This window comes from Chitinophaga japonensis (assembly GCF_007830125.1).
In the GTDB taxonomy this organism is placed as follows: Bacteria; Bacteroidota; Bacteroidia; order Chitinophagales; family Chitinophagaceae; genus Chitinophaga; species Chitinophaga japonensis.
On the sequence record NZ_VLLG01000004.1, the window covers coordinates 1,007,922 to 1,022,925 of the forward strand.

Genomic DNA, 15,004 nt, shown 5'->3' on the forward strand with positions numbered 1-15,004 from the left:
AAAACTGTTGCGGGTCCGGTCATCCATTACCAGGTAAAATTTACAGGCGGCTCCAGCAGCCGTTGCATGGAGGCATGCGTTCCATCCGCCCTTGCAATGATGTCTGCATGTGAAAAATTTATGGCTTTCTTTTCCTCATGAACACAGGGGCAAAATCTATGGCGATAAATCCTCTCAGGTCCTTATCGGGTAAAGTGTCATGCTGCTGGTTGATCTTATAATACTCCATACCTATCTTCAGCATGTCAAAAAAAGTAAGTCTTCCCAACATGCCGTACATAGCGGGCGAGCTGGCGTCAAAGGGGTCCTGCCGGCCCATATTGAACGTCACATCTGCGCCGGTTGCCAGGCCTTTATATTTATAATTGAGCAGGAGGTTGGCGCCGAAATCAACCGCCCCGCGCGCTTCGCCGGATGGCAGAAGTCCGCCAATGGATCCTCCCAGCTTCAACTGCCATTGGTCGTTATCCAGCAGCTCGAAGGAAGTGGCCGCATTGATACGGCCCCGCAGGCCCGCGTCATTGTCGGGCCGGTAATTCATCTCCCCGGTCAGTTGCAGCAGGGACAGCGGGCCGAAATGCTGCATGACTCCTCCCAGGCGGCCATACACCTCCTTCGGGTCCTTTCCATCCAGCCGGGCACCGCCTTCCAGCAAGGTGTAAAAGCCCTTATTCCCGGCAAAGAAACCAGCCAGGAACCGGTGCTCTTCGGCCGGCGCCGGCTTTCCTTCTACCGGCGCATTGTGCACGTAGTTGAAATAGGGGTACAGCTCAAAGCCCTTATACTTCTTTTTCTCCTTTTCATCCTTGGGATACAGGTCCATCATGGAAGCAATATTCAACCCCAGTGAAAGATTCCAGGTAGCGGCGCCGGCGTCGGGATTCAGGCCGGTATATTTCAACTCCAGTTTGTCGGGGGTCTGCCAGAAGGGATATTTCCAGCGCGGGTCCGGGATATTATTCAGGATGGACGGTCGTTTCAAGCCCGCGGGCGCTTCCGTAAAGGAGGCCGTTGCCGGGCCTACCAGTGAGAAAATGTCCACGTCGCTCTCCGTTAAGGCGTTCACGCCTGCCAGCCCGGCCTGCAGCAGGGCGCCGGATATCAGGAATATGCCCAGGTTTTCTTTGGCATAGCCGGGTATTTTATCGGACAGGTATTTTTTCATGTCCATATGCAGGGCGATGGATACCAGGTGTATGTAGGTATCGCTCACGCCGGTTATCTGCTCCGCCATTTCCAGCCCTTTGGAAAAATCCACTGCCTTTCCATAGGGTGAGCCTGTGCTGTACTGGATAGCATAGAAAATATTCCACAGGGACATGATCTCGTCCGAGATCAGCTTTTTCCCGAAGGCCGGATCAAAAAGCCGGTTGGTGCCTTCGCGCTTTGCCCGTTCGTAGGACTGTTTCCAGCGGGCGGGAAACTGCAGCACCAGGTCGTCAAACAACTGGCAGAACACGCCCAGGCTGCCAAAGCCGATCTTTGTTTCCGGCTCTTTTGCAGGCTCCCTGCCTTTGGTGCTATCCGCTGTTTGGGCCGCATCCTCCTTTCCCGGGCCATCCTTTTTCTGAATGGCGGCGCCTGCAGCATGAGCCGGCCGGAAAAAAGCGCCGCCCGGCCCGTATTGGAAGAAAGACCGGTTACCCTGCGGTACAGGCGATGCCCCGGCAGTGCTTTTATTTATAGGTGAGGTGCGCATGCTTTACTTTTATTGCTACTCCCTGGGGGAAGATGAGCGTGCTTTTCTCATATTCGATCAATGTATCTTCCGCCAGTATGAAGGTTACCTTTTCTGCCGTTACTTCCGACACGGTAAATGACATCCCGTTCGCTTCCACTATTTCGCTCAATACGCCTCCCTCGTACTTATAAATGCGCAGGTCCACCTGCACGGGCTTGTCAATGCTGTCACCGGGGTTCAGCTTTTTGGTGTAGGCGGTGGCCGCATACCCGGCGCTAAGGCCTTCACCGCTTCCTTTCATGGTGCCTTTTTTCAGGGTGCCGCTGTATTTCTTCGCCTTAGTGGCGGTATCACCGGTGGTGGCGCCGCCATCGCCTCCACCAGCCTTGTCCCCTCCCGTTCCTTTACCGGCAGCACCATCTTCTCCTCCATGCTTTTCTTCCTCGCGCTTTTTCTTTTCTTCAAAAAATTCTTCCTTCACCGCCTTTTCCCGGGCCGTGTACCGGGAAATATCTTTCAGCAGGGTAGCGATGTTTACAGGCACGCCGTTCTCCGGTGTTTCGCCTGCAGCCAGTTGCTGCAGGTCTGCGATATTTGTTTTGATCAGGTCGTCCTTAATGCTTTTCAGTCTTTCAGGCGTAAGCAGCACCCAGGGACCAGCGCCGCGCTTGTTCATCATCTCCAGGAAAGCTTTGAACTTCTCCTCTCCTATTTCGTCAATGATATCCCATATTTCGCCGCGCTGGCCGCCATCCCCGCTTCCACCTCCTTCGCCAAAATCGCTGCAGGAAATTTCCGCCTTGTTCACATCCACCGGTTTAACAGGCGCAAACAGCTTCTCCATTCCTTTGGGCAGCGGGATGAGGTCATTGGCATAGGAAGTGATGCCGGTAGCGATCTTTTGGGGCAACGTTGTAATGAATGACACATTGCCGAGCACGAACTTCATTATTTTCTTGCCGAACCAGCAGGTCTGAATGATCTTGGCAATGAAGTACATGCCCACCTCCTTGAAGATATTCCACAAGCAGCCGATAGCGGGAGGGCTGGCGCAGGCAATGATCCCGGCGCCCCAGCGTACCATTTTCTCGATCATTTCCAGCTTGGGCTGTATCTCCTGCCGCATTTCCTCTACTTTTTCCAGCTTGCCTATCCAACTGCCGAAGAAACCTTCTTTCCACTGTTCGATGGTCTTATCCGCCAGCGCCGTATATTTTTCCTTCAGCTTTTCCACTTCGTCTATTTTGGCCTGCAGCTCTTCTGGCACCAGGTTGTCGAACATCGCCTGCAGGTTCCTGGAAATGCCCTCCATCAGGGATGCGCTTACCAACTGCAGGGATTCTGAAACAACAAAGTTCCCTATAAGCTTGATCACCTTCAGCGCAATGCGCAGGGCGGCAGCGGCAATGCCGGAAACGGAGCCGCCATCTTTTGCGGTGGCCAGCTTCCTTATTTTTTCCTTTACGTGCTCGTAGGTGTTGAGTATGTTGACAAACGTTTTCCCGAACAGTTTGCGGAACAGGCCCAGCGCCCCTACGCCGGGATAGGTCCACACCTCCAGTGAGTGCAGCAGGCGGGCTGGCTTTTCATTGTCGGCGCTCAGTGCAGACAGGCCTGCCTTGGGCAGTTGTTTCCTGAACTCGTTGTAGGCATGCACCTTGTCAGCATAGGTAATAAGGTTGTGCATTTCCTTTGTTTTGAGCGCGCTGTCAAACTTTCCCTGGTATCCCTCCAGGGATTTCTCCCATTTATCCAGTTCGAACTTCTCCTCATAATGTTTCTCTTTCCGCTGAACGGTGGGAGTTTGTTTTGGCTGCGGAGGCGGGGCAGGCTTTGCTTGCGGCGGCATTGCTTTTTTCAGGGCAAATGAAGTACCGCGCAGCCGGCCTTTTATATCCTGCTCCACGGTTTGCATCAGCGTGGAGAACGGCGGCGTTGCCGGCAGCCCGGTAGCGCCGGGCATGCTTGCCAACTGGGCGGGATTGGTATAGTAGTCCGGCACATATGCATAGGCGTAAATGCCGTTTGCTTCCTCGACCACATACAGCTTCCCGGGCTCCACGTTATTATTGCGGATGGTTTCATATTCCCGTATCCTGTTCAACTGGCCGCCCGCCTTTAATGCGCTCAGCAGGCTGCCTATGCCGCTGAAGGTGATCAGCAACTGTTTGGACGCCTGGCCCGAGGCTGAAGGGAACTTGTACTGGTCCGGTATATCCAGCCCGGACAGCTTGCCAACATTGAGGGTCCAGGTGCCGGGCCCGCTGATGCCATTCACCACGTCTTTGACCTCCAGCAGCCCTTTTTCGTAGTTACCGGTTTGCGTAACGCCGGCGGACATGATGCTTTGCTCATAAGGTTTAAGGTCTGCAACATCAACCTGGGTAGGCACATTGCCCAGGTTGACGGGCGTTTTCAGATGGTCGTTCCATAATGGCGCGGTATGCTTCCTGAACTTTTCCTTACTGAATTTTTTCCCATTGAAAAATATCTGCTTCTTCAGCTTTTCATCAGCAATGTTCCGCAGCTCGCCCTCTCCAACTTTGTAAACACCTACCAGGATATTGTTATTGGTGGTCAGCAGGTCTGCATAGCCGATCTTCCCTGTGCCCGCCAGGTCTACCCCGCCGGCAGTAGCGTTCGGCACCGGCACTTCCGAATACACGTTTTTGGCGCTGTTCTTCGTGCCCATGGCAGGCAGCACCTCATCGTGCACATCATCGCCGGTCTGGTGCCGGGGCATCCAGTAGGCGGCCGCCCGCTGTATCTTTTTTTTCCTGCCCAGCTCATCCCCCCGTTGCTGCACCACGTGCGTCAGTTCGTGCGCCAGCAGGCGACGGCCTTCGCTGCTACCGGGCGAGTATTGCCCCTGGTTGAAATAGATATCCGTACCATGGGTAAAAGCGTGCGCGTTCAGGTCACGGCTAAGCTGTACGGCCCGGCTGTCCGTATGGATCCTTACACTGCTGAAGTCCGTGCCAAAGCGGTTTTCCATCCAGTCCCTGGTTTCGTGCTGCATCAGTTGCCCGCCGCCTTTGCTGCTGTTCAGCGAAGCGGTTACTTCATCGTTCAGCGGCGGGCCTTCCTCCTTCCGCTGCAGTTGCTCCTCCTGCTCGCAGGCAGCGCATTTGCGTTGTACGGCGGCACCTTCCGGCATGGTCATTACTTTATCTGCAACAGCGTCTGCTTCCTGCTCATAGATGTCGCCGGGCTCATTTACGGTAAGTTTGGTTTGTACCCGCTGGGGCGCGGGTGGAAAAAAGACGCCGTGCGGGCTACCTGCTTTATCGGTGTGCTTTATTTTTCCTGTTGTATGCATGCCGGGTTTTACTTTGGAGGTTAGGGGTATTAAGGGCCTTATTGCAGCGGTATGCGGCTGCAGGCGCAACTTGTAGCAGCAAAGTTATTGAATTGGCGTTTCCGGTAATGCGCCGCCTGTAAATATCCATGTTTATATGGATATTTTGTGTCCGGCCTTTTTTGCGTATTAATACCTGCTATCATTTAATGAAAAAGTCAATATCTTTAGGGCGAAATTATAAACCCCAAAAGAACATGACTATCCGTCACCACCTAGCTGGCGGTCCTACACTGTTAATGACCGGCTTAAAGCAGTTACTCTCCGCCAGGGAAAATGCAGTAATTACACAAAGCGAATCAATATCCGGTCCAATCCCGGACCCCGGCGGTACGGCGCCGGACTACCTGTGGCTGGAGCACCCGGACAGCGACTGGGATGCGCTTGCAGGCTGCCGGCAACTGACCCAGGCATTTCCCGGGATGAAAGTGATCATTTTTTATGACAGCAAAGACCCCAAAACGATCAAAGGGTTCATACAGGCCGGCATAGCGGCCTACCTGCTGCCCTCCTGCACGGTTGGTATTATAGAAGAGGCGCTCAGGGGGATGCAGGCGCATACCGTTTATATTGATCCCCGGATCCGGCAGCACCTTGCGGACTACCTGCTGGACGTGAACGAAAAAAAAAATAACGGCGGCGCGCTGACCCGCCGGGAAAAGGAAGTGCTGCGCCTGATCGTTGAGGAGAACACTACCCAGGAAATAGCCAGTAAACTATACATCAGCTCCTGTACAGTAGAAACGCACCGCCTGCACCTGATACAGAAGATGGGTGTAAAGAATACAGCCGGCCTGGTGAGGGAAGCCCTGGTACGCCAGCTTTACGCCTATCCATGAATACCGGGATTTTTGAGAATCATTTCTTTCATGGATGTCTGGTGTTCGCTTTCGGCTGATCTTTGTAGCAAGCTTTTCCATTGCAGGCAACTGTAGAATGTTGTTTTCCCTATTTGCACAGCTATACAGGCGGCCTGCATAAAAGTTTCCGGTCAACCCTTTTAAATCTTAGCCCCAATGATCGACCAGATACTGAATGCCATTACCGGCAAACTGAACACCTATATCGGGACCCTTGAGCCAGACGTTATGTTAGGCAATATTTCATTTGCAGATGCTTTTCATGACAACTCATCGCAGAACGTAAATGATAAGATCATTGCTTCGGTAATCAACATCGAACAGGAGGAATCCCTGCGCAACATCCCTTTCAGGCGCACCATCGCAGATGCACAGGGGCTGCCGCAGGGAGTAGAGCAACAGCCTGAGATACACCTGAACGTATATGTGCTCTTCGGGGCCAACAAAAACAATTACACCACGGCACTGCAACGCATATCGCAGGTGATCGCCTTTTTCCAGCGCCAGTTTGTATTTACTCCTGCAGATACGCCGGTGCTGGGCACCCTGGGATTAAGCAAGCTGGTTTTTGACCTCTACTCTACCGATTTCCAGGAGCTGAACCAGATATGGAGCGTCATGGGCGGCAAGTATATCCCTTCCGTGATCTACAAAATGCGGCTGGCCATTATACAGGATGCCCCGGTAGCGGATACGGGTATTATCCAGGAGATCAACCTCAATACCGCGGCCCTGTCATTTAACACAACAGCATAATCAGTAAAAATGGAAACGCTGGCATGGCGATATCACCCCGAATTCACCATTCAACTGCTCATAAACGGGCAGGATGCAGGCGACCGCCTGCGCCTGGTCCCTGCACCGCCGGATACCGGTACCTTTGCACGCTACGGCCTGCTGACCAAAAGCATGGGCAGCCAGACAAGCGCCTTTGTTAAGCAAAAGCCGGACGGCGGCAATTGGGCGCCCCTGGTAAGCCTGTCCCAGCCGGTTGTTTTTGCCTTCTGGCTGGCAGTTAACAAAAACGCAGCGGCGCTCCCCGATTTCTTCAGGGAAGGGAAGCAGCAGTTTGGCAGAAAGATACTTTACGCCAACAACGTTTCCGGCAGCGGCGCTATAGACAGTAACCTGAGCGGGAACGCGGTATCCCTGACCGCAGCAACGGAGGCCGGCAATGCAGAAAGAGGGGCTGTAAGCCCATTCCTGCTGTCTGCAGGCATTACGCCCGGCACTTTTACCTTCATCCGCGCCGGCAGGATACAGGCCGGAGCAGCCGTCAGCTATACTATCAATCAAGCGCTGGAAAGCACGCAAACAAGGGCTGCGCTGGACTTCAGGCAGCAGCCGGCCGGCGCCTACCTCGTAAAGCTGGACGGGGCCAGCCCGGTGGAAGAACCGGTGGTGGTGAATGAACAAGCCGTGCTGGCCGGCATTGACGGCATTATCGAAATACATCGCGACACATGGCATTTGCCCCTGCAGCCAAGGATATACAACCTTAATTTTTTAAGTACCTGATTAACGTATAAAATCATACTACACATGTTAAACCTTGCAGACCTCAAAACGCCCGGCGTATATATTGACGAGGTGCCCAAATTTCCTCCATCCGTGGCGCAGGTAGAAACCGCTATTCCTGCGTTCATCGGTTATACGCGCAATACTACCCTGAGCGGAGCCTCCATCGTAAACAAACCTATCCGCATCCGCTCGATGGTGGAATACGAGGCCATATTCGGCACCCGGCTCGAAACATTCACAGTGGCCGTAAACTGGAATGGCGCCCAGGGAAATTTTGTGGCTACTCCGCCAGCGCCTCCGGCAGCGGCGGCCACCTACCGCATGTACTATGCGCTGCAAATGTATTTTGCCAATGGCGGTGGCCCCTGCTACGTGGTAAGCATCGGGCCGGATAATACATCGCCGGCCACTACCGCCCACCATACCGCCGGGCTGGCAGCCATCGCCAAAGAGGATGAGCCTACTCTCCTGGTGTTCCCGGATGCGCAGTCGCTGCCAACGGCCGACGCCTTCTACAATGTATATAAAGCTGCGCTGGCGCAGTGCAATGAGCTGAAAGACCGCTTTACTATCTGTGATGTTTACAACGGACACCTCGATTATACCGTTGCTCCTGCCGCCACCAACAACGTGATAGACGATAATGCAATCGGCATACGCACCCTGATAGGTAATAATTCCCTGCTGTACGGTGCTGCCTACTACCCGCACCTGGAAACATCGCTGAGCTTCAACTACGATGAGGCGGCCGTTGCCGTTACGGGATCGCTCTCCGCCACTCCGTCAGGGCCGGCTGCTGCTGTTCCTGCGGATACCAGGCTGCGCCAGGCGGATGAGACCCGGTCATTATACCATCTTGCCAACAACCTGTATCACCAGGTAAAGGCATCCATCGCCGCCATGCCACTGATACTTCCACCCGGCAGCACCATGGCCGGTGTATATGCCGGCATAGATGCTACAAGGGGCGTATGGAAAGCCCCCGCCAACACCAGCCTGAACTTCGTAAAACGGCCTACGGTAGCCATAGATGAAGCCCTCCAGGAAAACCTGAATGTGCACACCACCGGCAAATCCGTAAACGCCATCCGGTCCTTCACCGGCAAGGGTGTACTGGTATGGGGCGCACGCACGCTCGACGGCAACAGTAATGAATGGCGCTATGTAAACGTAAGGCGCTTCTTCAACATGGTGGAGGAAAGCACTAAAAAAGCCACCGAGTCTTTCGTTTTTGAGCCAAACGACGCCAATACCTGGGTAAAGGTCAGAGCCATGATAGAGAACTTCCTCATCCTGCAATGGCGGGCCGGCGCACTGGCAGGCGCTAAACCGGAGCACGCCTTTTATGTAAGGGTGGGACTGGGACAGACCATGACCGCGCAGGACATACTGGAGGGCCGTATGATCGTTGAAATTGGCATGGCGGTAGTACGCCCGGCGGAATTCATTGTGCTCAGGTTCTCGCACAAAATGCAGGAAAGCTGAATGACCGGCTTACCCGCCTAAACAAAACCCAAACCAAAAAAATGCAGAAAAATGGATTATAAAACACCCGGCGTATTCGTAGAGGAAATGGCGCTGTTCCCGCCTTCGGTAGCGGCTGTAGCAACTGCCGTACCGGCCTTTGTCGGGCACACCGCCAATACGGTGGATGCGAAGGGCGCCACGATCATTAACAAACCCGTCCGCATTTCCTCCATGCTGGATTTTACGGAGCTGTTCGGGGGCGCCTATGTGCCGGACACTTATCATGTACAGGTGGACACCGGCGCTGGTTTCAGCATACTTGGCATTGACCCGCCCACCCTTCCCGGCATAAAAAGATATTACCTCTTTGATGCGCTGCGCAGCTATTTTGATAATGGCGGCGGCCCCTGCTACATTGTAAGCACCGGCAATTTTACCACGGCAGTTGCCATAGGAAATGATACTACCGGCCTGCTGGGCGGACTACGTTCCCTGGAAAAGGTGGATGAGCCGACGTTGCTGGTAGTACCGGATGGCGCAGCTTTGCCGGACGAAACGGACGCCGGCACCCTGCACAAAAAAATGATGGAGCAATGCGCCCGCCTGCAGGACCGGTTCGCCATACTGGACATATTTGAAGGCAACCTGCCCCCCGACCAGCCGCTGCTGCAGTTCCGCAACGAGGCGGGCAATGAGCACCTCCGGTATGGCGCCGCTTACTATCCCTGGCTGTATACTACTTATCAGAAGAATATACGGTTCTGGCAACTGTCCATCGTGGATGAAGCAGCGCCCCCTGTGGCAGTGCCGGAGGCCACCCTGGACACCATGACCGGCGACGCCACGCTGGATGGTTATTACACCACGGCAAAAACCAGGGTAGCCGAAGAACAGCGGATATTCTCCAAGATAACAGGCGCAGGCTTTAACAGGAGCAATTATAACCCGCTGAATGCCCGTTTTGAGCAACTGCGGAATGCGGTGCTTACCCAGACGGCCGCCAATGATGCGAGAATGGCATTCGGCCTGCTGGTAAACTTTGTCCGCCTCATCGCGCTATCATTCCCCGACCTGGAGGATGATGCCGGTAATTCCCCGGAGCTGACGGCCAGGCTGGCGGCGCTCAAAGCCACCGCAGCGCTGCGCACCGGGCTTACTCAACTGCTGGCATTTGAGAAAAATGCGGATGTGCTCAGTTCCACCCTGCCGGCGCGCATCGTGGATGATGTAGAGAACGACTACGCAGGATTAGACAACGACTGGCTGGAGCCCGTGACCGAAACTTCCGTCTCTGTTCCCGCAGACGCTACCGACTTTTCCGGCGCTACTGATGTTGTAACCGCGCATAACGCTGCCAACTCCAGCCTGCTGCAAACTGCTTTCAATACCATTGCAGAAGCATATGCCGGCATAGCGGAAGACGCGATCTACCGCACCGACCTGGCAGAGAAGGCGCTGTTCGACCGTCATCCCTTTTTCAAAGGCGCGCTGGAGCGGGTACAACAACACACTACCCTGCTGCCGCCATCCGGCACCCTGGCCGGCGTATATGCGGCTACAGACAGGAGCCGCGGCGTGTGGAAAGCCCCCGCCAATATAAGCCTGCAGGGGGTGATCGCCCCCGCCTACAAACTCAGCGACAGCGAGCAGGGCGCACTGAACGTGCACGAAAGCGGGAAATCCGTGAACGCCATCCGGGCCTTCACTGGCAAAGGCGTGATAGTATGGGGCGCCCGTACACTGGCCGGCAATGACAATGAATGGCGCTATATCAACGTTCGCCGCTTCTTCAACTACGTAGAGGAATCTACGAAGAAAGCCTCGGAGCCTTTCGTTTTCGAATCCAACAATGCGAATACCTGGGTGCGCATACGCGCCATGATAGAGAACTTTCTGACCGTTCAATGGCGGCAGGGCGCGCTGGCAGGCGCTACCACCAAAGAGGCCTTTTATGTAAAGGTAGGGCTGAATGAGACCATGACCGCGCAGGATATACTGGAAGGCAGGCTGATCGTGGAAATAGGCATGGCCGTGGTACGCCCGGCTGAATTCATTGTGCTCAGGTTCTCACATAAAATGCAGGAATCATAATTAAATACCAACATTTCATAAAAACCAAAAACTGATAAATAATGGCAAACTATCCGCTTCCTAAATTCCACTTCCAGGTAGAATGGGGTGGTGCTAGCCTCGGGTTCACTGAAGTTTCCGGCCTGGATGTACAGACAGACCCGATAGAATACCGCCATGGGGCCAGCCCTGAATACACCAAAATAAAAATGCCGGGTATGCAGAAGTACAGCAACATCACCTGCAAACGGGGCACTTTCCAGGGCGACAACGATTTCTATAACTGGTGGAATACAGTAGCCCTCAACACTATTGAGCGCCGCAACGTGACCATCAGCCTGCTGAACGAAAAGCATGAGCCGGTGGTGGTATGGAAGGTGAAAAACGCATGGCCCATTAAGGTAAGCTCCACCGATCTGAAGGCAGATGGCAACGAGGTGGCCATTGAGTCCATAGAGCTGGCGCACGAAGGATTGACCATTCAAAATGACTAAGCCATATGTCGGCCTTTGATACACCACAGGTAGGTTTCCATTTCGCGGTGCTGTTTGAGATCTTCCCGCAATTTCCCAACGACGTATGCTTCCAGGAAGTATCCGGCCTGAGCGTAGATATAGAAATGGAGACCAAAGCCGAAGGCGGAGAGCATCGCTTTGTGCATAACCTGCCGGTACGTACCAAATATGGCGATGTTACCCTGAAGCAGGGCAAGTTCCTGGGATCGGGCATATTGCACTGGTGCCGCCAGGCTACGGATGAGTTCAGATTCAAGCCCAGCAATGTGCTGATCTCACTGATGAATGCCGACCATGTACCGCTGTACAACTGGTACCTGGTCAACGCCATACCCAAACGGCTGGATATATCCGGCTTTAATGCGCAGAATAACGAGATAGTGGTGCAAACGCTGGTACTGAGCTATCAGTATTTCAAATACTATGATCCTGTGAGCGTAACAATGGACCTGGCGGCAGGGCTTTCCGCATCCGCCAACATCAATATCGGGTTTTAAACTGCAGCATATGCCTATTGAAGTAAGGGAACTGGTTATCAAAGCGCGGGTGGAGGAGATCCCGCGGAGCAGCGCCGCCGGCAATGGCGCCACCGGCAGGTCCGGCACATTGAGCGAAAGCGAGCTGCAGACCATTATAGCGCTATGCGCCGAAGAGGTCCTGAAAATCATTAAAAAACAAAAAGAGCGATAAATGCTGGATGCTTTATTTGATACGGGCAAGCTGGTTAAAATGACCATTACCGTGCTGGAGATCTTCCCCACCAGCACCACCACCCCGCCCAAGCCAAGCAACAAGCCCGGCGACATGTATGTAGTACAGATGAACCCCGAAAGCTATACGGTCAATTACCAGGTGAATTATAACCTGGAACCGGCCCAGGGCGATCCGGGGGCGGAGGCCAGGTACCTGGGAAGCGCCAATCCTACGGCGGAATTCACCTTCCTGTTTGACGGCACCGGCGTAGTACCCCCACCAGCCGGCCCGCTGGACAATATTCCCATAGCCGGCGCCGTAGCCGGCCTGATAGGCGGCGGCCCGACAGACTATGATGTAAATACCGAGCTGGCAAAATTCTCAAAAGTGGTATATGCCTACAATGGCACGGACCACCGGCCCAGGCGCCTGCGCCTGAGCTGGGGCACGCAGCAATTTGATGGTGTGCTTACCAGCCTGGCCATCACCTACAAGCTGTTCAAACCGGACGGCACCCCGCTGCGGGCGGAAGCCAGGGCCAGCTTCCAGGAATCCATCCCGGCAGTAGTGCGGGAAAACCGGGACAAGAAAAGCTCCCCGGACCTTACCCACCGCCGAACCGTGATAGCGGAGGACAAGCTGATGCTGATGAGCCAGGAAATTTACGGCAAGCCGGACTATTACCTGGAAGTAGCCCGGGCCAATAAAATATTCAACTTCCGTAAGCTCAGGGCCGGGAAAGCCGTTTTCTTCCCGCCGCTCCAAAAATCAAACCCATGACCGGATTATTGCCTATAGAACAGGACACGAGCCGCGTTAGCTTTACCATTAAAGTGGGCGGGGAACCTATACCCGGCACCATCCCGGTATACGCCCTGTCCGTACACAACGAGGTCAACCGCATACCGGCCGCCTATATTTCCCTGGCGGACGGCGATGCCGCCCTCGCCGACTGGCCTGCCAGCAGCGAGGACCTGTTTGTGCCCGGCAACGAGGTGGAAATACTGGCCGGCTACCACGGCATTGAAGCTTCCATTTTTAAAGGCATCGTTACCCGCCATTCCCTCCGCGTGCGGCGGCAGCGAACAGAACTGCAGGTAGAATGCCGGCATAAGGCCGTACTGATGACCATTGCGCGTAACAGCCAATTGTTTGAGGACGTAAAAGATAGTGACATTGCCGGCACCCTGCTGGATGCTTACGGCCTTACCGGCACTATCGGGGATACGCCCGTAACGCACGCTGAAATGGTGCAGTATGACTGTACAGACTGGGATTTCCTGGTAAGCCGTGCAGAAGCCGCCGGCGCGGTGGTCATTGCACGCGGGGATAAAACAGACATGCAAAGTCCCGTATTGGCAACCACGCCGGCGGCTACACTCCGTTTTGGCACCAACCTCGTTGAATTTGATGCAGAAATAGACGGATGCCAGCAATACGGCAGTGTAAAAGCACAATCCTGGGACCCCGCGGCCCAGGAGCTGCTGGAAGCAGAAGCCAATGATCCGGGCTGGGTAACACCGGGTAACCTGGACCCTGCCGCGCTGGGCACTGCCGCCGGAGCGCCGGCTTATACCCTGCGGCAGCCGGGACATCTTACCGAAGAAGAAGCGCAGCAATGGGCGGATGCCCGCCTGCTGCGCAGCAGGATGGCCTTTGTTTGCGGCAGGGCAAGCGTTCAGGGCTTTGCCACCGCGCTGCCCGGCATTACGGTAGCACTGGAAGGACTGGGCACACGGTTCAACGGCAATGGTTGGGTAAGTGGTATACGGCACGAGATCAGTCATAGCAACTGGCTGACCGATCTGCAACTGGGCCTGCCGGCCCGCCTGCATACAGAATCCTTTAAAACACAATCAACAGCGGCAGCAGCGCTCCTGCCCGGCATTAACGGGCTGCATACCGCCGTGGTAACGGCCCTTGAAGGAGACCCGGACAATGAGGCGCGCATTCGCGTAAAAATACCATCCATCAGCCCCGACGGGGAAGGCAACCGTGCGCGCGTGGCAACACTGGATGCCGGCGACAACCGCGGTACCTTCTTCCTGCCTGAGATCGGCGATGAAGTGGTGGTGGGCTTCCTGAACGACGATCCCCGGCAGGCAGTAGTGCTGGGCGCCCTGCATAGCAGCGCCAAAGCGCCGCCGCTGACGGCAGCCGACGACAACCACGAGAAAGGTTTCTTTACCCGCAGCGGCATGCGCATTTTATTTAACGACGATAAAAAGAACATCACGATAGATACGCCGGCCGGTAATGTACTGCTGCTGGACGAGGACAAAGGGGAAGTGAGCCTTACGGATAAGAATGGGAATAAGCTGGTCCTTTCTGCAGACGGCATTACGCTGGATTCCGCAAAGGACATTGTGCTGAAAGCAGCCGGCAATATCAAAATGGATGGCAAAACAAACCTGGAGGCCAAGGCCGGCGCGCAGTGCAAGCTGGAAGGCAGTGCAGGCGCAGAACTGAAGTCGAGCGGGCAAACCGTGATAAAAGGCAGTATGGTACAAATAAACTGATTAAAAAATGTCCCTGGCAGCAAGAGTAGGCGATATGCATGTATGCCCGATGGTGACCGGCACGGTGCCGCATGTGGGCGGTCCGGCCCTGCCGCCGGGATGCCCCACCGTGATGATCGGTGGTATGCCCGCCCTGCGTATGGGCGATATGTGCACCTGCACCGGCCCGCCGGATACCGTGGTAAAGGGCTCCGGCACTGTTATGATCGGCGGAGCGCCGGCAGCCCGTATGGGCGACAGTACGGCGCACGGCGGCAGCATTGTGGCTGGCTGTCCCACCGTAATGATCGGCGGCTGATCACTCACCACTAACAAAAAAA

The 15,004-nt window shown here is 54.8% G+C and carries 13 protein-coding genes; 11 read left to right on the top strand and 2 right to left on the bottom strand.

Features of this window, described 5'->3' with window-relative positions; genetic code table 11:
• Positions 1-118: 118 nt before the first annotated feature.
• Both LX66_RS21180 and LX66_RS21185 read right to left on the bottom strand, forming a co-directional pair.
• Positions 119-1,699, bottom strand: a complete 1,581-nt coding sequence (locus LX66_RS21180) for a hypothetical protein (RefSeq protein WP_145717258.1) — start codon at positions 1,697-1,699, stop codon at positions 119-121.
• Complete coding sequence (locus LX66_RS21185) at positions 1,677-5,000, bottom strand: eCIS core domain-containing protein (RefSeq protein WP_145717260.1); 3,324 nt, start codon at positions 4,998-5,000, stop codon at positions 1,677-1,679. The genes LX66_RS21180 and LX66_RS21185 overlap by 23 nt, the downstream gene beginning before the upstream one ends.
• 236 nt (positions 5,001-5,236) lie before the next feature.
• Between LX66_RS21185 and LX66_RS28575 the strand changes: the two genes are divergently transcribed.
• The 11 genes from LX66_RS28575 (at position 5,237) to LX66_RS21240 (ending at position 14,982) form a co-directional block, all read left to right on the top strand.
• Entirely contained in the window at positions 5,237-5,878 is a 642-nt protein-coding gene (locus tag LX66_RS28575) for a LuxR C-terminal-related transcriptional regulator (RefSeq protein ID WP_317130584.1), read from the top strand.
• Positions 5,879-6,055: 177 nt separating this feature from the next.
• Complete coding sequence (locus tag LX66_RS21195; RefSeq protein WP_145717262.1) at positions 6,056-6,655, top strand: DUF4255 domain-containing protein; 600 nt, start codon at positions 6,056-6,058, stop codon at positions 6,653-6,655.
• Between the two features lie 9 nt (positions 6,656-6,664).
• Entirely contained in the window at positions 6,665-7,417 is a 753-nt protein-coding gene (locus LX66_RS21200) for a hypothetical protein (RefSeq protein WP_145717264.1), read from the top strand.
• 24 nt (positions 7,418-7,441) lie between these two features.
• Entirely contained in the window at positions 7,442-8,905 is a 1,464-nt protein-coding gene (locus tag LX66_RS21205) for a phage tail sheath family protein (protein WP_145717266.1), read from the top strand.
• A gap of 51 nt (positions 8,906-8,956) precedes the next feature.
• On the top strand, positions 8,957-10,978 hold the full coding sequence (locus LX66_RS28505) for a phage tail sheath C-terminal domain-containing protein (RefSeq protein WP_145717268.1): 2,022 nt from the start codon (positions 8,957-8,959) through the stop codon (positions 10,976-10,978).
• A gap of 41 nt (positions 10,979-11,019) precedes the next feature.
• On the top strand, positions 11,020-11,451 hold the full coding sequence (locus LX66_RS21215; RefSeq protein ID WP_145717270.1) for a phage tail protein: 432 nt from the start codon (positions 11,020-11,022) through the stop codon (positions 11,449-11,451).
• Positions 11,452-11,456: 5 nt separating this feature from the next.
• On the top strand, positions 11,457-11,969 hold the full coding sequence (locus LX66_RS21220; RefSeq protein WP_145717272.1) for a phage tail protein: 513 nt from the start codon (positions 11,457-11,459) through the stop codon (positions 11,967-11,969).
• Positions 11,970-11,979: 10 nt separating this feature from the next.
• On the top strand, positions 11,980-12,162 hold the full coding sequence (locus LX66_RS21225) for a DUF5908 family protein (protein ID WP_145717274.1): 183 nt from the start codon (positions 11,980-11,982) through the stop codon (positions 12,160-12,162).
• A complete protein-coding gene (locus tag LX66_RS21230) occupies positions 12,163-12,945 on the top strand; it encodes a CIS tube protein (RefSeq protein ID WP_145717276.1) in 783 nt (260 codons plus the stop codon).
• Positions 12,942-14,684 carry a type VI secretion system tip protein VgrG gene (gene vgrG, locus LX66_RS21235; RefSeq protein ID WP_145717278.1) on the top strand — a complete coding sequence of 581 codons (1,743 nt, stop codon included), beginning with the start codon at positions 12,942-12,944 and terminating at the stop codon, positions 14,682-14,684. The genes LX66_RS21230 and vgrG overlap by 4 nt, the downstream gene beginning before the upstream one ends.
• Before the next feature lie 7 nt (positions 14,685-14,691).
• The gene (locus LX66_RS21240) at positions 14,692-14,982 is read left to right on the top strand and encodes a PAAR domain-containing protein (RefSeq protein ID WP_145717280.1); all 291 of its coding nucleotides are present in this window, start codon (positions 14,692-14,694) and stop codon (positions 14,980-14,982) included.
• The last annotated feature ends 22 nt before the right edge of the window (positions 14,983-15,004 follow it).